The sequence below is a fragment of the Mesorhizobium sp. M1312 genome (assembly GCF_040318115.1).
GTDB lineage: Bacteria > Pseudomonadota > Alphaproteobacteria > Rhizobiales > Rhizobiaceae > Mesorhizobium.
In genome coordinates this window covers 213,145-234,495 of sequence record NZ_JAMYLQ010000001.1, presented here as the reverse complement: position 1 = coordinate 234,495, position 21,351 = coordinate 213,145, and the positions used below count along the sequence as shown (strand labels likewise).

The window sequence follows — 21,351 nt, the reverse complement described above, 5'->3', positions numbered from 1 at the left end:
TCGAGGTTTGCCCCAAATCCAGGGAAAAGCCAATGACCAGGCGCTAACCCTGATATTCAGCGGCGCCTGCCCGTCCGCGTCATGTCGAAGTCGACGACATTCGAATAGATCGGCGTGCCGACATCCATGCCGTAGCGCGACCGCAGCACCTTGCCGGTGACATGGAATTTTATGGTGCCGGCCCTGAGGCCAGCGAGCTCGGCGGTGAACTTTTCCGGAAAAGTCTTGCCGCGCGCCGTCAGCCGGCCGGTGACGAGAGCTGACGTGTCGCCGGTGCGTTTCACGCTGGTCGAGCGGAACTGGATTTCCGGGTTGTTGGCGGCGTCGAACACCGCGTCGGAGCGAAGGAAGGCGTCGACGCGGCTCTGGCCGGTGCCGACGCTTTCGGGAAAGATGGTGATATTGACCTGGGAGCGCCCGATATTGCTGTTGTCGATGCGGATGCTGCCCTTGAAGCGGGCGAAGGCGCCGGCGAGCCCGCCGCCGCCGGCCGTGCCGACGGAGAAACGGATGCTGGAACCGGCTGGGCTGATCGTGTAGCTGCCGGCAGCGTCGCTGAGCGCCACCGCCGCGAAAACGGGCATGGCAAGGCAGGTGGCGACCGCTGCAAATCCGAAGATGCGGGCGTGCATGGGGTGACCCTTTCTTTGGAGGCAACGCTTTTCTAGCGCCCTCGCCCCATCAACGAATGAGCCGTCCACCCTATTCCGCGTTGTGATCCGACGAAGGCGTGATCATGCGCGTCAGCACCGCGTCCTTCAGCCAGAAATGATGGCGCAGCGCCGCAGCCATGTGCAAGGCGACAAGCCCGATACCGGCATAAGCGAGATACCAGTGCGCTGAGCTCCAGAAGCTTTCCGCCGGGTCCGATTCCGCGAGTGGCAGGTCCGGCATGACGAACAGGTTGAACGGCACGCTCGGGATCTCCAGCATCGACACTGACACCAGCGCCCAGCCCGACAGCGGCAGCGCGAGCTGAAACGCATAGAGCGCGAAATGGACGAGCGGCGCCACGCGGCGCTCGAAAGGCCCGACCGAGCGGGGCAGCGCCGGCACCGCATTGCCGAGGCGCCAGGCGATGCGCAGGATCACTAGGCCGAGCAGCAGAAAGCCCAGGGATTTGTGCAGCTGAATCAGCTCGAATGCGGTGCGCTGGCTGGATACCCGCACCATGACGACGCCGAGCACGAACTGGCCGGCCAGTGCAGGACGATCGCCGCCCAGCCATAGCGGGCGGTGTCGTTTGTGATCGACGCAGGCATTGTCGATGAACGCTGGCGAGTCCTGCTTTCATCCAGTCACCTTGAAAAAATCGACGAACGCTCGCAGCGCCGGCCGCATCTGGCGGCGGCTCGGATAGTAGACGAAGAAGCCGTCGAAGGGCGGGCACCAGTCCTCCAGCACGCGAATGAGTTTGCCGGCGGCGATGGCATCGCGAACATAATCCTCGAACACGAAGGCAAGGCCGGCGCCGTCGGCCGCCGCATAGGCGATCAGATGGTCCTCGTCGAGGATCAGCGGCCCTTGCACCGCCATCTCGATCTCCTCGCCGTCCTTCTCGAATTCCCAGCGGTAGAGAATGCCGCTGGAGAAGCGGAAGCGGAGACAACGGTGACCGGCGAGATCGTGGGGGTGGCGCGGTCTGGGCATGGTTGCGAAATAGGATGGCGCGCCGACGACGGCGCCGCGAAGGTCTGGCCCGATGCGCACCGCGATCATGTCGCGCTGCAGGCTCTCGCCCAGCCGCATGCCGGCGTCGAAGCCGCCTTCGACCACGTCGGTGAAGCGGTCTTCGATGACGATCTCCAGCACGATGTCCGGATAGGCCGAGGCAAAGGCGCCGAGCCGCGGCGTCAGCGCCAGGTGGGCTGCGGTGCGCGGCACGGTCAGCCTGAGGTTGCCGGCCGGCCGGTCGCGCGCCTCGACCGCCGATTCCAGCGCGAGATCGATTTCCGACAGCGCCGGCCTCAGCCGCTCGAGCAGCTGCGCGCCTGCCTCGGTCGGGACGACGCTGCGCGTGCTGCGCGCCAGCAGCCGCACGCCAAGACGCGCTTCCAGGCTGGAAACCGCGTGGCTGACGGCCGATGGCGCGATGGCCAGTTCCTTGGCCGCGCCGCGAAAGCTGCCGCACTGGGCGACGGTTGCCAGCACCGCAAGTTGAGAGAGATGTGTTCGCTTCATTGATCTATTTTTTAGAACAGCCCGTGCAAGTAAGAGCCGATTATCGATCGCAGTGCAAGGCGCTATCTCTGCCGCATCACAACAAGGAGACGCGTGATGCAAACCCGCAAGCTTGGAAATGAACTTGACGTCTATCCGGTCGGCCTCGGCTGCATGGGGATGAGCTTCGTCTACGGCGGCCAGCCGGAGGCGGACGCGATTGCCACGCTACGCCGGGCCGTCGACATCGGCGTCAATTTCTTCGACACGGCCGAGGTGTATGGGCCTTACGAGAACGAGATCCTGCTCGGCAAGGCACTGAAGCCAGTGCGCGATCAGGTGACGATCGCGACAAAATTCGGCTTCAAGATTCTTGAGGAAGGCAACGGCGTCGAGCGCATGGCCGGCGTCGACAGCCGTCCCGAACACGTCAAGGCGGTGGCCGAGGCGTCACTCAAGCGGTTGGGCACCGAGGTGATCGACCTCTACTACCAGCACCGTGTCGACCCCAACGTGCCGATCGAGGACACGGTCGGCGCCATGGCCGAGCTGGTGCAAGAGGGCAAGGTGCGGGCGCTCGGTCTGTCGGAGGCAAGTGCGGCGACCATCCGCCGGGCGCATGCCGTGCATCCGATATCAGCCGTGCAGAGCGAATATTCGCTGTGGAGCCGCGATCCGGAAGAAGAGGTGTTTGCCGTCTGCCGCGAACTCGGCATCGGCTTTGTCCCCTACAGCCCGCTCGGCCGCGGCCTGCTGACCGGCACCATCAGCAAACCAGAGGTTCTCGGCGCCGACGACTGGCGCCGTGGTTTGCCGCGCTTCCAGGCCGACGCCATGGCGGCCAATGCGGCGGTCATTGCCACGCTGGAGACAATGGCGGCGGAGAAGGGCGTGACGTCGGCGCAATTGGCGCTGGCCTGGGTGCTGCACCAGGGCGATTTCATCGTGCCGATCCCCGGCGCCCGCAAGATCCGCCATCTCGAGCAGAACGCGGCAGCGGCACAGATCGCGCTGAGCGAGGACGAGGTGGCCGCCATCGGCGACGCGCTGTCGCCGGAGAAGGTCACCGGCAAGCGCTACACCGAAGAGATGCTGGCGCTGGTCAACGGGTGAACGGTGATCGACGGAGTAATCGAAACGGGGCGTTTCGGCGCCCCTTCGAGCGCCGCGCAATGCAAAAATAATTGCGAGACGTGGGCGCGAGGCACCCCCCTCTGTCCTGCCGGACATCTCCCCCTCAAGGGACCCTCAAGGGGGGGATTTGATCTCTCCCACTTTCGCCAACTGGCAACGCCGTAAGATGGCTTGACGGCGAAACAGCCATTCTCCCCCCTTGCGGGGGGAGGTGTCCGGCAGGACAGAGGGGGCGCTGTCCGCCAACGCCTGCGGAGATAGGCTCACCACGGCACAACAGTGATCGCCATGTGCCCGCACCCTCAGCCGCGCAGCACGCCGCCGGTTTGCTTGTGCACATTCTCGACGATACGCTTTGCCAGCGCTTCGAAATCCTCGTCGGTCAGCGTTTTTTCGACGGGCTGGATCGACACCTCGATGGCGATCGATTTCTTGGCCGCGCCGAGTGACGCCCCTTCGAACACGTCGAAGACCGAGACGTTGGTGATCAGCTTCCTGTCGGCGGCAAGGGCGGCGCGGGTCAGCGTGCCGGCTTCGACTGCCTTGTCGACGACGAAGGCGAAGTCGCGCTTGACCGCCTGGAAGGCGGACAGTTCCAGCTTCGGTTTTGTCCGCGTCGGCTTGGCCTTCGGCTCGGGCACGGCGTCGATGAACACTTCGAAGCCGCAGAGCGGCCCGGAGACGTCCAATTCCTCCAGCGTCTTCGGATGGAATTCGCCGAACGTTCCCAAAATGACTTTAGGTCCAAGCTTGATGGTGCCGGAGCGGCCGGGATGATACCAGGCCGGGCCGCCGGCCTCGACCTGCAGCCGCTCAACCGGCGCGCCGCAGGCTTCAAGTGCTGCGATCGCATCGGCCTTGGCGTCGAACACGCCGACCGGACCGGCATTGCCTCCCCAATTGCGGCCGGAGCCGTCGAGCTTGGCCGTACCGCGCCGCACGCCGGCGGCGACGGGCCGCTGCTGGTCGGCGCCGTCGCCCTCATAGGTGCCCGACACTTCGAACAACGCGACGTCGCCGATGCCTCTGTCGGCATTGCGCTGGGAGGCGGCGATCAGGCCGGGCAGCAGCGACGGCCGCATGTCGGACATGTCGGCGGCGATCGGATTGGCGAGCTTGAGCGCTGTCTGGCCGCCGCCGAACAGTTCGGCATGTTTTGCCGGAATGAAGGACCAGGTGACGGCCTCCATCATGCCGCGCACCGCCAGCGCCCGCTTGGCGGCGCGGGTGCGGACCTGCAAGACAGTCAGGATCTTGGCATTGACGGCACCATGCGCGCCGAGCGGCTGCGGTGCGATATTGTCGACGCCATGGATGCGCATGACTTCCTCGACCAGATCGGCCTTGCCGTCGACGTCCGGCCGCCAGGACGGCACCGCTACATTGACGACATCACCCGCGCCTTCCGGCTTGAAGCCGAGGCGGACAAGAATGTCGAGGCTTGTCGAGCGCAGCACCTCGATGCCGGTCAGCCGCTTCACTTCCGACAGCGGGAAGGAAACGATCTTCTCGACATAGCCGGCATAGCCGGCCACCTCGATTTCCGTCGGTGTGCCGCCGCACAAGTCCAGCACCAGCTTGGTCGCCAGCTCCACCCCGGGAACCATGAATTCAGGGTCGACGCCGCGCTCGAACCGGTAACGCGCATCGCTGATAATGCCGAGCGTCCGGCCGGTGCGGGCCGTGGTGATCGGATCCCAAAGGGCCGATTCGATCAGCACGTCGGTGGTGTTCTCGTCGCAGCCCGAATGCTCGCCGCCCATGATGCCGGCAATCGATTCGACGCCGTCCTCGTCTGCGATCACGCACATGTCAGGCGTCAGCATGTATTCGCGGCCGTCAAGCGCCAGCACCTTTTCACCGTCACGCGCCCGCCGCACGGTGAGATTGCCAGCGACCTTGTTCGCGTCGAACACATGCAAGGGCCGGCCGCGGTCGAAGGTGACGTAGTTGGTGATGTCGACCAGCGCGCTGATCGGCCGAAGCCCGATGGCGATCAGCCGCTGCTGCAGCCATTTCGGCGACGGACCGTTCTTCACGCCTTTCACCAATCTCAGCGCGAAGCCGGGGCAAAGCTCAGGGGTTTCGATCGTCACCTTCACCGGGCACATGCCGCTGCCGGCATGCGGCATGACCGCGCCGCCGACGAGGCGGCCGAGTCCGCTCGCCGCCAGATCGCGGGCGATGCCATAGACGCTGGTCGCGTCCGGCCGGTTCGGCGTCAAATTGATCTCTATGACCGGATCGTCGAGATGCGCATAGGCGGCGTAGCTGGTGCCGACCGGCGCATCGGCCGGCAGATCGATGATGCCGTCATGCTCTTCGGAAAGCTCGAGCTCGCGCTCGGAGCACATCATGCCATGGCTTTCGACGCCCCTGATCTTGCCGACCGTCAGCGTCACGTCGATGCCCGGAATATAGGTGCCGGGTGCTGCAAAGGCGCCGATCAGGCCCGCGCGGGCGTTCGGCGCTCCACACACGACCTGCACGGGGGCCTTGCCGTCGCCGGTATCGATCGTCAGGAGGCGCAGCCGGTCGGCGTCGGGATGCTGCACGGCCGTCAGCACCTTGGCGATGACGAAAGGCTTCAGGCTCGCCCTGTCGTCGACATGCTCGACTTCGAGGCCGATCGAGGTCAGCCGCTCGACGATCTCGGCCAGCGAGGCGTCGGTCTCGAGGTGGTCCTTGAGCCAGGAGAGGGTGAGTTTCATGACTGTGTTCCGTCTGATGGTCTGGGCACGCTGGTCTTCAAATGGCGCGGCAAGTCGTCCGGCATGTGCAGGAAGGGCAGTTGCTCACGCACATGGGCGTGGTGCGTCGGCTTGAAATAGGCCGGCATGTCCATGGAGCCGAGCACGAAATAGATATGGTCGGCCAGCCGCTCGTCGACATAGGCGATCGGCGAGCCGCAGACGCCGCAAAAGGAGCGCGTCACCGACCCGTTCTCGAACATCTTCAGCGCCTTGCCCGTGAAGGCGACCTGCTCGGTCATGAAGCCGACGAAAGCCGACACCGGCGCGCCGCTGGCCCGCCGGCAATCGCCGCAATGGCAATAGCTGACATGGTGCGGTTCGGCCGAAGCCTCGAACCGCACGGCGCCGCAACGACAGCCGCCGGTGTGGGCCGCTGTCATGCGCTTAAGCCTGCGAATAGCGTCGGCATGTCGAGCGGCCGGAAGCCGTAATGCGACAGCCAGCGCACATCGGCGTCGAAGAAGGCGCGCAGGTCCGGCATGCCGTATTTCAGCATGGCTATGCGATCGATGCCCATGCCCCAGGCAAAACCCTGATACTCGTCGGGATCGAGCCCGCCGTATCTCAGCACATTGGGGTGGACCATGCCGCAGCCGAGGATCTCCATCCAGTCGGAGCCTTCGCCGAAGCGCACCTCGCCCGGCCGCGAACGGTCGCACTGGATGTCGACCTCCATGCTGGGTTCGGTGAACGGGAAGAAGGACGGCCGGAAGCGCATCTTGACCTGCGGCACCTCGAAGAAGGCCTTGCAGAACTCCTCCAGCACCCATTTCATGTTGGCGACATTGGCTGATCTGTCGATCACCAACCCCTCGACCTGATGGAACATCGGCGAGTGGGTGGCATCTGAATCCTGCCGGTAGGTTTTTCCGGGAATGACGATGCGGATCGGCGGCTTCTGCATCTCCATGGTGCGGATCTGCACCGGCGAGGTATGGGTGCGCAAAAGCTTGCGCTCGCCCTTCTCATCCGGCTGGAAGAAGAAGGTGTCGTGCATCTCGCGCGCCGGATGGCCTTCCGGGAAATTCAGCGCGGTGAAATTGTAATAGTCGGTCTCGATATCGGGGCCTTCGGCAATGGCAAAGCCGAGGTCGCCGAAGATAGCGGCAATCTCGTCGCTGACCTGGCTGATCGGATGGATGCGGCCGCGCTCGGCCGGCGATTGCCGCACCGGCAGCGTGACGTCGACCTTTTCCGCCGCGAGCCGTGCGGCGATCGCCACGTCCTTCAGTTCGGCGCGGCGCGCGGTAAGCGCCTCGGTGATGCGGTTCTTGAGGCCGTTGATCGCCGGGCCCTTTATCTGGCGCTCTTCCGCGCTCATCGAGCCGAGCGTCTTCAGCATTTCGGAGACCGAGCCCTTCTTGCCGAGCGCTGAAACACGCACGGCTTCGATCGCCTGCTCGTCGGCGGCCGACGCAATGTCGCTCATCAGGGAATTTTCGAGAGTTTCCATGTCACTCATGTTTCAGACTCGATTGGAGGCAAAGAAAAACCCGCGCCAGCCCTGCCAGCGCGGGTTTCCCAAATCAAGTGTCGAAGTGCTTGGGAAGGCGCTGGTTAGGCTACAGCGCTTTCAAAAGCGTTCGGCGTGGTGTTCTTGAGGTATTCGAGCGCGACCTTGGCCTTGGCCACAAGTGCGGCAAATGCCTGCGGCTCGTGGATGGCCATGTCCGACAGGATCTTGCGATCGATCTCGATGCCGGCCTTGTTGAGACCGTCGATGAAGCGGCCATAGGTCAGGCCATGCTCGTGGGTCGCGGCATTGATGCGCTGGATCCACAGAGCGCGGAACGAGCGCTTGCGGTTCTTGCGGTCGCGGTAGGCATACTGCAGCGACTTTTCCACCGCCTGCTTGGCGATGCGAATGGTGTTCTTGCGGCGGCCATAAAAACCCTTGGCGGCTTTCAGGACCTTCTTGTGCTTGGCGTGCGAGGTGACGCCTCTTTTTACGCGTGCCATGTCATGATCTCCTTAAAACGTTGTCCAGACCGAATGCCTTAGAGGCCGTTCGGCAGAAAATTCTTGATGACCTTCTTGCCATCCGGTTCAGCCAGAACCATCGTGCCGCGGGCATTTCGAATGAACTTGTTGGAACGCTTGATCATGCCGTGACGCTTGCCGGCCGCAGCCGACAGGACTTTACCCGTACCTGTGATCTTGAACCGCTTCTTAGCGGCTGACTTGGTCTTCATCTTGGGCATTTTGCTACTCCGTTTATGTGCGCATCATCGCGCTTTTTGTTCGCTTCAGGCCGACCAAAGCCCGAAAAGCAAATGAAACCGCCACGGCATGCCCTGCCGGGCGGTTTTTGGGAACGGCGGTGCTATACGTCAAAGCGGGCCGGCGCGCAACACCCTGTGCCTATGGGAAACGGAACAGCACCGGCAGTATGCCCGATTGCTGGGCGCCGTCGATCGATTCGAAAAACGGCATGGCAACGAGGAACACCAGTCCGTCCAGCAGCGTCGTCCGCAGCAGGCGCGGCTTGAAGCTGCCGGTGTCGCCTTCCTGATACAGCGAAAGCTTCGGGAAGAATCGCGGCACCAGCGCCATATAGGCCTGGAATGGAGTTCCGAAGGCCTCCTTCAGGAACTTCTCTTCGCGCAGGATGACGACATGAAAGGCGGCGGCGCAAATCACCGCGAAGCCGATCGCCGCAGTGATCGAGCCCATCTGCGCGCCGACGCCGGCGGCAGCTATCGAGGAGAAGACATAGAGCGGATTGCGGGTGATCGAATAGGGTCCGCCGGTAACCACCTCTGAGGATTTGCGTCCGCCGATATAGAGCGTCGACCACAAGCGCCCGACAATGCCGAGAAAGATCAGCAGGACGCCGACCATTTCGATCGTTTCATGCGGCACGCTTTCGGGAGGAAAAGCAGATTGGCCAAACAACAGCGCCGCGAACATGACGACCACGAGGGCGGTAAGCACCATCCTGCGCGCGTGCTGATATCTGCCCAGCGCACGCTTGGCCTGCGCTTGTTCGGCCCGCGCCGATTTAACTTCATTAAGCATGTCGGAAATCCGATCGTCGAGGAATTTCGCCAGCGATCGCAGCGTCTGGCCAAGAAAACAGGCGCCCCCGCCGATCGCCGGGACGCCTTTGCAGGATGACTCAGGCGTATTTAATGCTGTCGCCTCCTTTGCCTGCCCATCCCGCTCAATACAGCCAGAAGAGGACGGGAATTACACCGCTTTCCTGTCCGGACTCGATGAGTTCGAAAAACGGTATGGAGGCCAGGAACATCAAGCCGTCGCGCAGCGTGTGATTGAAGATGCGCGGTGTGAAGGTGACCTGGGCCTGATCGCGATAAAGCCGGGGATTGGGAAAAAACCGCGGCACCCGTGCGATGTAGTCCTTGTACGGTGCCCCGAGCACAGTCGTCAAATGCCGTTCCTCGCGTAGCGTGACGATGTAGAACGCGGCCGCGCACAAAACCGCCGACGCCACCGAGACGATCACGCTGCCGGTCTGGGCGCCGATGCCGGCGGCCGCTACGGTGGAGAAAAAATACAGCGGGTTGCGCATCACCGAATATGGGCCGGTAGCAACCACTTCGGCCGACTTGCGGCCGCCGATATAGAGGATCGACCAGAGCCGGCCGCCGATCCCGATCAGTATCAGGGCGATCCCGTACTGCCCCTCTATGCGTTCGTGGCCTAGTTCATCGTGCGTGGAGCCGCCGAAGATCAGCAAAGCGCAAAAAGCACCGATCAGCAGCGCCAGCAGGACGCGCCGGCGCCGCTGATAGCGGCCCATTTCGTCGAACGACTTTTCAATCGGAGAACGTGCCGCAGCGGCCATGGGACAATCCTTTCGCCGCGAGGACCGGCAACCAGAATCCTTGTCGATGCAACTTGCGGAGAAATCATGGCGAGGACAAAGACAAAAACAAAAGGCCGCCGAAGCGGCCTTTGCTTTTGACGGGATCGCTTTAGCGGGGCGCCAGCACCATCATCATCTGGCGGCCTTCGAGCTTCGGTTCGGCTTCGACCTTGGCGATCGGCGCCACTTCCTCGCGAACTTTGTTCAAAAGCTGCATGCCGAGCTCCATATGCGCCATCTCGCGGCCGCGAAAGCGCAATGTCAGCTTGACCTTGTCACCTTCCTCGAAAAACCGCCGGACCGCTTTCATCTTGGTCTCGTAGTCATGGCTGTCGATGTTCGGGCGCATCTTGATCTCCTTGATCTCGATGACCTTCTGGTTCTTGCGCGCCTCAGCCGCCTTCTTTTGGTTGGCGTATTTCAGCTTGCCGAGATCGAGAATTTTTACGACGGGCGGCACTGCGTTGGGCGATATCTCGACCAGATCGAGCCCAGCCTCTTCGGCGAGCAGCAATGCGTCGTTGATGGAGACATCGCCATGGTTGTGGCCTTCGGCGTCGATAAGTTGGACCCGGGGAACCCGGATGTCACGGTTGGAGCGCGGGCCCTCTTTGGTGGGCGCCGTTGCTTTGAAAGGTCTGCGAATGGTCGTGGTCTCCTTGAGCCGTTTCGTTCAGGATTTTCAATTCGGATTGCGAACGCGCCAATGTGGTGAGCGCGCGGCCGGAGTCAATAGCACAGCGTTCACAGGAAATCACCTGTTCCCTGACTTCTGCCTGTACCAAACGAAGAAAGTTGCCGAGCACTTTTCGTTGAACCGCCAGCTGTGTCAAAAGACCTGCGTGAGGAGTGAGCCATGACCGCACCGGTTTTTCTCGACGTCGACGGAACCAGCATCGCTGTCAGGCGCGCTGCGGGTGCCGCGCCAGGCATCGTCTGGCTCGGCGGCTACAAGTCGGACATGCTGGGCACCAAAGCCGAGAAGCTGGCGGAATGGGCGCGCGGGCAAGGCCGGGCTTTCCTGCGCCACGACTATTCCGGTCATGGCGAATCGGGCGGCGCCTTTGCCGACGGCACCATCTCTAACTGGCTTTCGCAAAGCCTCGCTGTCTTCCGCCATTTCACGCAAGGCAGGCAAATCCTGGTCGGCTCGTCGATGGGCGCATGGATCGCGCTGCGCATGGTCCAAGAACTGCGCCAAGACAAATCAGGCGAAAACCGCATCGCCGGCCTGGTGCTTCTGGCGCCGGCGCCGGATTTCACCGCAGAGCTGGTCGAGCCGGCGCTGACCAAAGCGCAGAAGCGCGATCTTGCCAAAAAGGGTTTTTTCGAAGAACCGTCGGGCTATTCGGCCGAGCCTTACATCTACACCCGTGCGCTGATCGAGGACGGCCGCAGCAACCTGACAATGACCGGGCCGATCGACACCCATTGCCCTGTTCACATTTTGCAAGGGCTGGCCGATGCCGACGTGCCGCCGAGCCATGCGCTGAAACTGGTCGGCCTGCTGCCGGCCGACGACGTCACGCTGTCGCTGATCCCCGACGGCGACCACCGCCTGTCGCGGCCTCAGGATCTCGACATGCTGGTGCGGGCGGTCGACGCCATGGTGCGGCAGGCAGGCTAGGGACATGCGCATTTCCATTCCGGTATCCGCCTTCGTCGCGGCGATTGTCGGCTTCGGCGGCACGCTGGCCATCGTCATCGCTGCCGCCAAGGCGGTCGGCGCGACGCAGGTCGAAACCGCGAGCTGGGTGACGGCGATCTGCCTCGCCATGGCGATTGAGAGCCTGTGGCTGTCATGGCGCACCAGGATGCCGGTCATCGCCGCATGGTCGACGCCGGGGGTGGCGCTGATCGCGGCATCGAGCGGCTTTTCGATCGGCGAGGCCGTCGGCGCCTTCATCGTCACCGGGATTTTGCTGATTGCCACCGGCCTGTTCAGGCCTTTGACCAAGCTGATCGCCAGGATACCGGCCTCGGTCGCGTCGGGGATGCTCGCGGGCATCGTCGTCACCTTCGCCATCAATGCGGTAAAGGCCATTCCCGTCGACCCGTGGCTGATCCTGCCGCTGATCGCCGCCTTCTTTGTCATCCGCTTGTTCAATCCGGCGCTCTCGGTGCTGGCGGTGGTGGTCGGCGGCGGCGCTGCCGCCTTCCTCACCGGCCGGGTCGGTGGTCTGCCGACCCCGGAACTTTCGACATTGACGCTGATTGCGCCGCAGTTCACCGTCACGGCGATCATCGGCCTGGCGCTGCCGCTCTATCTCGTCACCATGGCCTCGCAGAACCTGTCCGGCCTCGCTGTGCTGAGGGCCGCGGGCTATCACCCGGAACCTGGCCCGCTGATCGGCGTCACCGGCCTGCTTTCGCTGCTGTCGGCGCCGTTCGGGGCCTCGACCACCAATCTGGCGGCGATCTCGGCGGCGATCTGCACCGGCCCCGACGTGCATCCCGATCCGGGCGAGCGCTGGAAGACCGGTCCTTTCTACGCGCTTGCCTATCTCGTCTTCGCCATTTTCGGCGCCTCGCTGGTGGCGATCTTCGCGGTGCTGCCGCAGAGCCTGATCGTGCTGGTGGCCGGACTGGCGCTGATGTCGCCGCTCGCCAACGCGCTGTCGATCGCCTTGAAGGAAGACGGCGAACGCATGGCCGCCACCGTCACCTTTGCCGTCACCGCCTCCGGGCTGACGCTGTTCGGCGTTGGCGCGGCGTTCTGGGGGCTGATTGCGGGCCTGGTTGTTCTTTTCCTTGAAACGTTCAAAAAGCGATAAGGATTTCAAATGCTTGTCCGGTTTTGGCCGACACTGTCTTGAATCGCCGTTTTTCCCATCCCATTTCGATTCCACGCAGCCGAGATTGGCTGTCTCCAACTGAAGGATTGGGAGAAAATGAACACATCTGCATTGATCCGTCCGGCCTGGACGCCGGCGACCATCGCTCTGATGGTGATCGGCTTCATGGTGTTCTGGCCGCTCGGCCTCGCTATGCTCGCCTACATCATCTGGGGCGATCGGCTTGAGGGCTTCAAGCGCGACGTCAACCGCGCGACCGACGGCATCTTTGCCGGTTGCCGCCGCGGTTCCGACAGAGCGGCGCGCTGGGGCCACGGCTCCGCCCGCACCGGCAACGTCGCTTTCGACGACTGGCGCGAAAAGGAACTCGAGCGGCTCAATGAAGAGCGCCGCAAGCTCGACGAGATGCTGAGCGAGTTCGATGAATATGCCAGGGAATTGCGTCGCGCCAAGGACCAGGAAGAGTTCGATCGCTTCATGGCGAACCGCAACAAGCCGACATCTCCTACAACTGGTGGATCGACCGGCTCGACGGGAACTGGCAACGGTGGCAAATCCACGCCAGGCCTACTGGACGAGTAACGCACTTGGCCCGATATAAATAATCAAACACGGCGTCGCGTCAGCGGCGCCGTTTCTTTTTTGTTCTATTCGTTTTCCTCGAATCACGTATCGTCCTGCCATGTCATTCGGCTTCTTCCGCAACCTGACCAAACCCAGGCCCGCCCCCGTCGTGGAGCGGGAGCATTGTGTTGCCGGCCGCACGCTGCCGCTCAAGATCGTCGAGAGCGACCGGGCACGGCGGCTGACGCTGCGCATCGATTCCGGCGGCCGTGGTCTGCGCATCACCGTGCCGCCGGGCCTGCGGCGGGGCGAGGTCGAAAAATTCCTCGATCGCCATCAGGACTGGCTGGAGCAGCGGCTGGCCAAGGTGCCCAACCGGCCGCAGGTGCGGCCGGGCATCAAGATACCGGTGCGCGGCGTGCCGCATCGCATCGTTCATGAGCCTTCGAAACGCGGGACCGTCACGCTGTCGCGCGACGAACGCGGTCCGCTGATGATCGTGCATGGCGATCGCGTGCACCTGCCGCGCCGCATCGCCGATTTTCTCAAGCGCGAAGCCAAGCGCGAGATCGAGGCGCTGGTGGTCAAGCATACCGGGGCGGTCGGCAAGCGCGCCAAGGCAATCCGCTTCAAGGACACGTCGAGCCGCTGGGGATCGTGCACGTCGGACGGCAATCTATCCTTCTCCTGGCGCATCATGATGGCGCCGCGACCGGTCATAAACTACCTCGTCGCGCATGAGGTGGCGCATCTCAAGGAGATGAACCACGGCCCGAAATTCTGGAAATTGTGCGAGCAGCTCTGCCCCGACACCGAGCGCTGCAAGGATTGGCTCAAGCGCAATGGCGGCTCGCTGCAAGCGATCATGTTCGAGTAGATCGCCGGATCAATCGTCGTTGGCAGCGTTGAGCTCTTCAGGACGCAAGCCTTCGTCGGTATGGCGCGGCCATGGCAAGAAGTCCTTCTTGAAGGCGTTGCTGCCGAAATAGTCGAGCGCGCGGTGCGCCTCGGCGCCGTTGAAGGCGGCCTTGTCCATCAGATGAGCGATGACTTCGCGGGCCTGCGCGATCTTTTGCCTGAGTTGGGCGACGGTTTCGTCTGCCATGCTTGTTTGCTCCCGCCTGTACTATCTGAAGTAAGCTAGCGCGTTCCGCTCTCTTGTCTTAGGAAGGTAGCGCGTTCCGCGCTGGCGGCAAACAGAACGCTTTTTCTCGACTCTTTTGCCGTTTCGTGCCAATCCCGCGCCATGGCGCTCGACATCAAGATATGCGGATTGAAGACCGACAAGGCGTTGGCCGCGGCATTGGCCGGCGGCGCCAGCCATGTCGGCTTTATTTTCTTTGCCAAAAGCCCGCGCTGTCTCGAACCGGCGGGAGCCGGCCGCTTGCGCGAAGCGGCAATCGGCAAGGCCAAGGCGGTTGCCGTGACGGTCGACGCCGGCGATGCGTTTCTGGATGAAATCGTCGAAAAAATGCGCCCGGATATGCTGCAGCTGCATGGTTCGGAAACGCCCGAGCGGGTGGCCGAGATCAAGGCCCGCTATGGCCTGCCGGTGATGAAGGCGCTGTCGGTCAGCGAGGCTGCCGATCTGGAGCGGATAAGACCCTTCGTCGGCATAGCCGACCGTTTCCTGTTCGACGCCAAGCCGCCGAAAGGTTCGGAACTGCCCGGCGGCAACGGCATTGCCTTCGACTGGCGCGTTCTGGCCGGCCTTGACGCAGGCGTCGATTACATGCTTTCCGGTGGGCTCAACGCCGCCAATATCGGCGATGCCCTTCGGCTTGCCAACCCGTCCGGATTAGACATTTCCTCGGGTGTGGAAAGCGCGCCGGGCGTCAAGGATCCCGCGCTGATCGAACAGTTTTTCCGGGCCGTCAGGGCAGCACGCGACAACCGCGCCGCCTGACCGTGCTTCAAACCACAAGCTAGGAGATCGGCGATGAACAAGCCGGCGATACCCAATTCCTTCCGCACCGGACCCGACGAGCAGGGCATGTTCGGCATCTTCGGCGGTCGTTTCGTTGCCGAAACGTTGATGCCGCTGATCCTCGACCTCGAGCGGCACTGGAATGAAGTCAAGGACGATCCGGATTTCAAGGCCGAACTGACTGATCTTTCAACCCACTATGCCGGGCGGCCGTCGAAGCTTTATTTCGCCGAAGGCCTAACCCGGCATCTTCGCGAGGTTTCCTCGGCGCAGGGTCTTGGGGGCGGCGCAAAGGTCTATTTCAAGCGCGAGGATCTGAACCACACCGGCTCGCACAAGATCAACAATTGCCTCGGCCAGATCCTGCTGGCTAAGCGCATGGGCAAGAAGCGCATCATCGCCGAGACCGGCGCCGGCCAGCACGGCGTGGCGTCGGCCACGGTGGCGGCGCGTTTCGGCTTTCCGTGTGTCGTCTATATGGGCGCCACCGATGTCGCCCGGCAAAGCCCGAACGTCTTCCGGATGAAGCTGCTCGGTGCCGAGGTGCGGCCAGTGATCGCCGGCCACGGTACGCTGAAGGACGCCATGAACGAAGCTCTTCGGGATTGGGTGACCAATGTCGAGGACACCTATTACCTGATCGGCACCGCCGCCGGCCCGCACCCCTATCCGGAGCTGGTGCGCGACTTCCAGTCGGTGATCGGGATTGAGGCGCGCGCCCAGATCCTCGAGCAGGAAGGCCGGCTGCCGGACACGATCATCGCCGCCGTCGGCGGCGGCTCGAATGCCATCGGCCTGTTCCATCCCTTCCTCGACGACAAAGAGGTCCGCATCATCGGCATCGAGGCCGGCGGCCGCGGCCTGGACGGCATCGAGCATTGCGCCTCGATGAGTGCCGGCGCGCCCGGCGTGCTGCACGGCAACCGCACCTATCTCCTGCAGAACGCCGACGGGCAGATCATGGACGGGCATTCGATCTCGGCCGGCCTCGACTATCCGGGCGTCGGGCCGGAGCATTCCTGGCTGCGCGACTCGGGCCGCGTCGACTATGTGCCAATTCTCGACGACGAGGCGCTGGAGGCATTCCAGCTGACGACACGCGTCGAAGGCATCATCCCGGCGCTCGAATCCGCCCACGCCATCGCGCATGCGGTGAAGATCGTACCCGCCATGGACAAGGACCAGATCGTCATCGTGAATTTGTCCGGCCGCGGCGACAAGGACGTGCACACGGTGGCCAATATGCTGGGCATGGAGATCTGATCATGACCACCCGCATCGACCGCCGCATGGCTAAGCTGAAGGCCGAGGGCCGCCCGGCGCTCGTCACCTATTTCATGAGCGGCGACCCGGACTACGACACCGCTTTGGCGATCATGAAGGCGCTGCCCAAGGCAGGCGCCGACATCATCGAAATGGGCATGCCGTTTTCCGATCCGATGGCCGACGGCCCGGCGATCCAGGCGGCCGGGCTGCGCGCGCTGAAAGGCGGCCAGACGCTGGTCAAGACGCTGAAAATGGCGTCGGAATTCCGTGCCGCCGATAATGAAACGCCGATCGTACTGATGGGCTACTACAATCCGATCTACATCCACGGCGTCGACCGCTTCCTGAGCGACGCGTTGGCCAGCGGCATCGACGGGCTGATCGTCGTCGATCTGCCGCCGGAAATGGATGAGGAATTGTGCATTCCGGCGCTGAAGGCCGGCATCAATTTCATCCGGCTGGCGACGCCGACCACCGACGACAAGCGCCTGCCCAAAGTGCTGCAGAACACCTCCGGCTTCGTCTATTACGTATCGATGACCGGCATCACCGGCTCAGCGCTTGCCGACACCGGCAAGGTGGCCGCGGCAGTCACGCGCATCAAGGGCCATACCGACCTGCCGGTCTGCGTCGGCTTCGGCGTCAAGACCGCTGAGCAGGCACGCATCATCGGGGCGTCGGCCGACGGCGTCGTCGTCGGCACCGCGATTGTCAATGCGGTCGCCAATGTTCTGGGGCCGAAGGGCGAAAAGACCGCCGACCCGGCCGAGGCGGTTGCCACGCTGGTTAGCGGGCTTTCGCAAGGCGTGCGTGCGGCTCGCCTTGCTGCCGCCGAATAGTCTTGATCTTCTGGTTGACCATGATCTCCAGCGAAACCGGTTTTCACTTTTCGGGATCATGGTCTAACTCTTCGTCAGGACAGGAGCCGAAGCGATGAACTGGATCACCAACTACGTTCGCCCGAAGATCAATTCGATGCTCGGCCGGCGCACCGACATGCCCGAGAACCTCTGGATCAAGGATCCGGAGACCGGCGAGATGGTCTTCCACAAGGACCTGGAGCAGAACCAGTTCGTCATCCCGTCCTCCGGCCATCACATGAAGATCTCGGCCAAGGAGCGGCTGAGATTCTTCATGGACGACGGCAAGTACGAGACGCTCGAAAATCCCAAGGTGGTCCAGGACCCGCTGAAATTTCGTGACGAGAAGCGCTACACCGACCGGCTGAAAGACGCCAAGGCCAAGACCGGGCTGGAGGACGCCATCATCAATGCGGTGGGCACTGTCGAAGGCCTGCCGGTGGTGGTGACCGTGCAGGACTTCGCCTTCATGGGCGGCTCGCTCGGCATGGCCGCCGGCGATGCCATCGTTCGTGGCTTCGAGGTCGCAGTGCAACGCAAGCGGCCGCTGATCCTGTTCGCAGCCTCCGGCGGCGCGCGCATGCAGGAAGGCATCCTGTCGCTCATGCAATTGCCGAGAACCACGGTCGGCGTCGATCGGCTGAAGGAAGCCGGTCTTCCCTATATCGTTGTGCTGACCAACCCGACCACCGGCGGCGTCACCGCCTCCTACGCCATGCTGGGCGACGTGCACATCGCCGAGCCCGGCGCGCTGATCGGCTTTGCCGGGCCGCGCGTCATCGAGCAGACCATCAGGGAAAAGCTGCCCGACGGCTTCCAGCGCTCCGAGTATCTGATGGAGCACGGCATGGTCGACATGGTGGTGTCGCGGCTCGATATGCGCCAGACGATCGCTCGGCTGCTGAAAATGCTGCTCAAGCTGCCGGAAGAAGAAAAGCCGCTGGAACCGGAAATCCTGCCGCCGGTGGCGCTCCCGGCGGAAGCACGCCCGCAAGCCTGACGCGACATCCTTCGTCGCGAACCCCGATTGCGCGCCATCTGTGGCGCTGTAGCATCTTGATTTCGCGCATGATCCTTTCCGAAGATCGATTTCGATTTTCGGGGTCATGCACTAGGATTCTCCCATGACCACGCTTGCCGCCGACCGCGAAATCGAAAGCCTGATGTCGCTTCATCCGAAGGGCTTCGATCTTTCGCTCGACCGTATTTCGCGGCTGCTGGAGCGGCTGGGCAATCCGCAGGAGCATCTGCCGCCGGTCATCCACATCGCCGGCACCAACGGCAAGGGCTCCTGCGCCGCCTTTTCGCGGGCGCTGCTCGAAGCGGCCGGCCACCGCGTCCATGTCCACACATCGCCACATCTGGTGCACTGGCATGAGCGCTACCGGCTGGCCGCCGACGGCGGCGGCAGGCTGGTCGAGGACAAGGTCTTCGCCGACGCCATCGCCCGCGCCGCCAAGGCCAATGAGGGCCAGAAGATCACCGTCTTCGAAATCCTCACCGCCGTCACCTTCCTGCTGTTTTCCGAACATCCGGCAGATGCCGTCATCATCGAGGTCGGTCTCGGCGGCCGCTTCGACGCCACCAATGTCATCACCGAGCCGGCGGTGTCGGTGATCATGCCGGTCTCGCTCGACCACGAATCCTTTCTCGGCGACCGTGTCGAACTGATCGCCGCCGAAAAGGCCGGCATCATCAAAAGCGGTTGTCCGGTGATCATCGGCGCGCAGGAAAGCGAGACGGCGCTGCAGGTGCTTATCGAAACCGCCGAGCGGCTCGACTGTCCCGCCTTCGTCTACGGCCAGGATTTCCTCGCCTTCGAGGAAAACGGCCGGATGGTCTATCAGGACGAAGACGGGCTGATGGACCTGTCGCCACCGCGCCTGCCCGGGCGCCACCAGTTCGCCAATGCGGCGGCGGCGATTGCGGCAGTCAAGGCGGCGGGCTTCGAGATCAGCCATCGCGTCGCCGACAAGGCGATGGCCAAGGTCACCTGGCCGGGGCGGATGCAGAAGTTGCCGCAAGGCAGGCTGACGGAACTGGCGCCGAAGGGCGCCGACATCTGGCTCGACGGCGGCCACAATCCGGGCGCCGGCGTGGTCGTCGCCGAAGCACTTGCCGAGCAGGAAGAAAAGAACCCGCGGCCGCTGTTCCTGATTTCCGGCATGATCAACACCAAGGACCAGAGCGGTTATTTCCGCGCCTTCAAGGGTTTGGTGCGGCATGTCTACACGGTGCCGGTGAGCCTCAGCGAGGCCAGCGTGCCGAATGACGAACTGGCGATCCGCGCCGTCGAGGCCGGCCTGTCGGCCGAACCGGTCAGCTCCGTCGCCAACGCGCTGATGCTGCTACGCGACACATGGGACGGACCACCGCCGCGCATCCTGATCAGCGGCTCGCTCTATCTGGCCGGCGCGGTGCTGGCCGAAAACGGCACGCCGCCGGTTTGATAGTCCCACGCCTGACGCGGTTCTGCCCCTCGACGGTGAAATTGCCCGGCGCTCGGCTCGAGAGCTTCAGAAATCCCACGGCGAGATCAGCTCAAGGCTGGTGTTGCCAAAGTCACTCAGATTGCGCGTTGCCAGCCGACCGCCGTTTACGCGCGCGATCGCAGCAATCATGCCGTCGGGAGCTGACATGCCACGGCCTTGGCCCACGGCAGTTCCCATGATCTCGCCATAGGTCAGGGCAGCTTCTTCCGTCAGCCCAAAAATCCGGTCGGCAAACCGACGGCGCCACTGAGAGAAATCCCCGCTCCAAGCGATCGGCGCGTTCGTCAGGGCGTACTTTTTGAATGCCAAAGGCAATTTCAGCGATCGTCACGGTAGGAAGTGCCGACTCAGCATCATACCAGACAAGCCAGGCTACGACGGCCCGGTCCGGTGCCTTCTTCAGAGTCTCTGAAATCACGTTAGTATCGATGAAAATCAAAGATCGGGTCCCGTATGGGCTTGGCGGTCTTCGCGGATGATTTTCTCCAGATCAATGTCAGCACCACTGCTTGCCGTCAGGCGAGCATAGAAAGAGTGAGCCGGCTCGCGGCCCGCTTCACGAATTTCATAGGATTCAAGCGCACGTTCGACCACGTCGGCAATCGAACGATTTTCTCGACGAGCAAGCCTATGGGCCAGATCGCGTGCTTTTGCGCTACGCACAGAGAGCTGTGGCTCGGCCATTTTCAACCTTCCTGCTTGCAAGATATACATCTGCGCAGCTTTGCCATCAAGATGGCAACTGGCAGCTTGCCGTCTCGCACAAGTCGGACCGTTTGCTCCATCTCACGGCATCTACTTCAGCTCGATCTCGATGAAGGCATACTCGCCCTCATTGGCATTGATGACGTCATGCTCCACGCCCTCCTTGCGGAAGTAGGGCGCCCCCTTCTTCATTTCGGCAAAGGATTCGCCGTCCTTGGCCAGGAGCTTGAGCTTGCCGTCCATCAGCGGCACGATGACGTAATCGTGGCCATGACGGTGCCAGCCGGTGTTGTCGCCTGGGGCGAAGCGGTATTCGGTGACGATGACGCGGTCATTGTCGATGAAGACGGTGGCCTTGGCGGATCCGGTCATGTCGTTCTCCTGCTTTAAGCCAGACAAGAACATGAGGCGGCAAGTGGCGAGTGCCAGATCGGCAGATCGGTGACACCAACAAAAAGCCCGGCGCGAGGGCCGGGCTTGTCTGCGAAATTCTCAGTCGGATCAGGCGAGATTGCCGTTGATCCAGTGCGACAGCGCCGTCTTCGGCGCGGCGCCGACCTTCATGTCGGCCATTTCGCCGCCCTTGAAAATCATCAGCGTCGGGATCGAGCGCACGCCGAACTGCGCCGCAAGCTCGGGATTCTCGTCAATGTTAAGCTTGGCGATCTTCACCTTGCTGCCGAGTTCAATGGCGATGTCTTCCAGCGCCGGCGCGATCATCTTGCAGGGGCCGCACCATTCCGCCCAGAAATCGACGACGACCGGCTCCTTGGCGTCAAGTACATCGGTCTGGAAATTGCTCTTGTCGACCTTGACGGTGGCCATGCGAAAATCCTTTCGAGAGTTATTGTCGCACCAAATGTGGT

General features: G+C 62.9%; 25 protein-coding genes and 2 pseudogenes. 11 read left to right on the top strand and 16 right to left on the bottom strand.

What is annotated here, in order from left to right; genetic code table 11:
• Positions 1-56: 56 nt before the first annotated feature.
• The 3 genes and pseudogenes from NKH36_RS01195 to NKH36_RS01185 form a co-directional block, all read right to left on the bottom strand.
• Positions 57-632, bottom strand: a complete 576-nt coding sequence (locus tag NKH36_RS01195) for a YceI family protein (protein ID WP_352959753.1) — start codon at positions 630-632, stop codon at positions 57-59.
• A 70-nt stretch (positions 633-702) separates the two neighbouring features.
• A pseudogene (locus tag NKH36_RS01190) lies at positions 703-1,262 on the bottom strand (cytochrome b).
• A gap of 28 nt (positions 1,263-1,290) precedes the next feature.
• Complete coding sequence (locus tag NKH36_RS01185) at positions 1,291-2,181, bottom strand: LysR family transcriptional regulator (RefSeq protein WP_352959752.1); 891 nt, start codon at positions 2,179-2,181, stop codon at positions 1,291-1,293.
• Between the two features lie 96 nt (positions 2,182-2,277).
• On the opposite strand from NKH36_RS01185, the gene NKH36_RS01180 reads away from it, so the two are divergent.
• A complete protein-coding gene (locus NKH36_RS01180; protein ID WP_352959751.1) occupies positions 2,278-3,273 on the top strand; it encodes an aldo/keto reductase in 996 nt (331 codons plus the stop codon).
• Between the two features lie 323 nt (positions 3,274-3,596).
• Here the strand turns inward: NKH36_RS01180 and pheT are convergent, their stop codons facing one another.
• From pheT to NKH36_RS01150, 6 genes are all read right to left on the bottom strand, one after another.
• Complete coding sequence (pheT, locus tag NKH36_RS01175; RefSeq protein ID WP_352959750.1) at positions 3,597-6,005, bottom strand: phenylalanine--tRNA ligase subunit beta; 2,409 nt, start codon at positions 6,003-6,005, stop codon at positions 3,597-3,599.
• Complete coding sequence (locus NKH36_RS01170) at positions 6,002-6,427, bottom strand: GFA family protein (protein ID WP_352959749.1); 426 nt, start codon at positions 6,425-6,427, stop codon at positions 6,002-6,004. The genes pheT and NKH36_RS01170 overlap by 4 nt, the downstream gene beginning before the upstream one ends.
• A complete protein-coding gene (gene pheS, locus NKH36_RS01165) occupies positions 6,424-7,509 on the bottom strand; it encodes a phenylalanine--tRNA ligase subunit alpha (RefSeq protein WP_352959748.1) in 1,086 nt (361 codons plus the stop codon). The genes NKH36_RS01170 and pheS overlap by 4 nt, the downstream gene beginning before the upstream one ends.
• 95 nt (positions 7,510-7,604) lie before the next feature.
• Positions 7,605-8,006, bottom strand: coding sequence for a 50S ribosomal protein L20 (gene rplT, locus NKH36_RS01160; protein WP_006201247.1), 402 nt, complete (start codon positions 8,004-8,006; stop codon positions 7,605-7,607).
• Between the two features lie 38 nt (positions 8,007-8,044).
• Entirely contained in the window at positions 8,045-8,248 is a 204-nt protein-coding gene (rpmI, locus tag NKH36_RS01155) for a 50S ribosomal protein L35 (protein WP_006201248.1), read from the bottom strand.
• 160 nt (positions 8,249-8,408) lie between these two features.
• Complete coding sequence (locus NKH36_RS01150; RefSeq protein ID WP_352959838.1) at positions 8,409-8,984, bottom strand: methyltransferase family protein; 576 nt, start codon at positions 8,982-8,984, stop codon at positions 8,409-8,411.
• On the opposite strand from NKH36_RS01150, the gene NKH36_RS01145 reads away from it, so the two are divergent.
• Positions 8,931-9,164: a hypothetical protein gene (locus tag NKH36_RS01145; protein WP_352959846.1), complete on the top strand. Its 234-nt coding sequence runs from the start codon at positions 8,931-8,933 to the stop codon at positions 9,162-9,164. The genes NKH36_RS01150 and NKH36_RS01145 overlap by 54 nt on opposite strands.
• 46 nt (positions 9,165-9,210) lie before the next feature.
• On the opposite strand, the gene NKH36_RS01140 is transcribed toward NKH36_RS01145, so the two are convergent.
• Both NKH36_RS01140 and infC read right to left on the bottom strand, forming a co-directional pair.
• A complete protein-coding gene (locus tag NKH36_RS01140; protein ID WP_352959747.1) occupies positions 9,211-9,855 on the bottom strand; it encodes a methyltransferase family protein in 645 nt (214 codons plus the stop codon).
• Between the two features lie 130 nt (positions 9,856-9,985).
• On the bottom strand, positions 9,986-10,522 hold the full coding sequence (gene infC, locus NKH36_RS01135; protein WP_077374810.1) for a translation initiation factor IF-3: 537 nt from the start codon (positions 10,520-10,522) through the stop codon (positions 9,986-9,988).
• Between the two features lie 210 nt (positions 10,523-10,732).
• Here infC and NKH36_RS01130 point away from each other — a divergent pair, with 210 nt between their 5' ends.
• The 4 genes from NKH36_RS01130 (at position 10,733) to NKH36_RS01115 (ending at position 14,112) form a co-directional block, all read left to right on the top strand.
• Positions 10,733-11,503 (top strand): alpha/beta hydrolase, encoded by a 771-nt coding sequence (locus NKH36_RS01130; protein WP_352959746.1) that lies wholly within the window; start codon positions 10,733-10,735, stop codon positions 11,501-11,503.
• A 4-nt stretch (positions 11,504-11,507) separates the two neighbouring features.
• The gene (locus tag NKH36_RS01125) at positions 11,508-12,650 is read left to right on the top strand and encodes a benzoate/H(+) symporter BenE family transporter (RefSeq protein ID WP_352959745.1); all 1,143 of its coding nucleotides are present in this window, start codon (positions 11,508-11,510) and stop codon (positions 12,648-12,650) included.
• Positions 12,651-12,767: 117 nt separating this feature from the next.
• Positions 12,768-13,253: a DUF2852 domain-containing protein gene (locus NKH36_RS01120; protein ID WP_352959744.1), complete on the top strand. Its 486-nt coding sequence runs from the start codon at positions 12,768-12,770 to the stop codon at positions 13,251-13,253.
• 100 nt (positions 13,254-13,353) lie between these two features.
• The gene (locus tag NKH36_RS01115; RefSeq protein WP_352959743.1) at positions 13,354-14,112 is read left to right on the top strand and encodes a M48 family metallopeptidase; all 759 of its coding nucleotides are present in this window, start codon (positions 13,354-13,356) and stop codon (positions 14,110-14,112) included.
• 9 nt (positions 14,113-14,121) lie between these two features.
• On the opposite strand, the gene NKH36_RS01110 is transcribed toward NKH36_RS01115, so the two are convergent.
• Positions 14,122-14,340, bottom strand: coding sequence for a hypothetical protein (locus NKH36_RS01110; protein ID WP_095493985.1), 219 nt, complete (start codon positions 14,338-14,340; stop codon positions 14,122-14,124).
• A 141-nt stretch (positions 14,341-14,481) separates the two neighbouring features.
• Here NKH36_RS01110 and NKH36_RS01105 point away from each other — a divergent pair, with 141 nt between their 5' ends.
• The 5 genes from NKH36_RS01105 to NKH36_RS01085 all read left to right on the top strand — a co-directional run bounded on the left by NKH36_RS01105 (position 14,482) and on the right by NKH36_RS01085 (position 19,738).
• The gene (locus NKH36_RS01105; protein ID WP_352959742.1) at positions 14,482-15,141 is read left to right on the top strand and encodes a phosphoribosylanthranilate isomerase; all 660 of its coding nucleotides are present in this window, start codon (positions 14,482-14,484) and stop codon (positions 15,139-15,141) included.
• Positions 15,142-15,174: 33 nt separating this feature from the next.
• Positions 15,175-16,425, top strand: a complete 1,251-nt coding sequence (gene trpB, locus NKH36_RS01100) for a tryptophan synthase subunit beta (RefSeq protein ID WP_352959741.1) — start codon at positions 15,175-15,177, stop codon at positions 16,423-16,425.
• A 2-nt stretch (positions 16,426-16,427) separates the two neighbouring features.
• Positions 16,428-17,267 carry a tryptophan synthase subunit alpha gene (trpA, locus tag NKH36_RS01095; protein WP_352959740.1) on the top strand — a complete coding sequence of 280 codons (840 nt, stop codon included), beginning with the start codon at positions 16,428-16,430 and terminating at the stop codon, positions 17,265-17,267.
• Positions 17,268-17,361: 94 nt separating this feature from the next.
• Complete coding sequence (gene accD / locus NKH36_RS01090; RefSeq protein ID WP_352959739.1) at positions 17,362-18,288, top strand: acetyl-CoA carboxylase, carboxyltransferase subunit beta; 927 nt, start codon at positions 17,362-17,364, stop codon at positions 18,286-18,288.
• A gap of 124 nt (positions 18,289-18,412) precedes the next feature.
• Positions 18,413-19,738, top strand: coding sequence for a bifunctional folylpolyglutamate synthase/dihydrofolate synthase (locus NKH36_RS01085; protein WP_352959738.1), 1,326 nt, complete (start codon positions 18,413-18,415; stop codon positions 19,736-19,738).
• Positions 19,739-19,804: 66 nt separating this feature from the next.
• Here the strand turns inward: NKH36_RS01085 and NKH36_RS01080 are convergent.
• From NKH36_RS01080 to trxA, 4 genes and pseudogenes are all read right to left on the bottom strand, one after another.
• Positions 19,805-20,219: pseudogene (locus NKH36_RS01080) on the bottom strand (type II toxin-antitoxin system VapC family toxin).
• The gene (locus NKH36_RS01075) at positions 20,216-20,464 is read right to left on the bottom strand and encodes a type II toxin-antitoxin system VapB family antitoxin (protein ID WP_352959737.1); all 249 of its coding nucleotides are present in this window, start codon (positions 20,462-20,464) and stop codon (positions 20,216-20,218) included. Before NKH36_RS01075 ends, NKH36_RS01080 begins: the two are co-directional and overlap by 4 nt.
• Before the next feature lie 111 nt (positions 20,465-20,575).
• A complete protein-coding gene (locus NKH36_RS01070) occupies positions 20,576-20,857 on the bottom strand; it encodes a cupin domain-containing protein (protein ID WP_352959736.1) in 282 nt (93 codons plus the stop codon).
• Positions 20,858-20,986: 129 nt separating this feature from the next.
• A complete protein-coding gene (gene trxA, locus NKH36_RS01065) occupies positions 20,987-21,310 on the bottom strand; it encodes a thioredoxin (RefSeq protein WP_027152031.1) in 324 nt (107 codons plus the stop codon).
• Positions 21,311-21,351 lie beyond the last annotated feature (41 nt).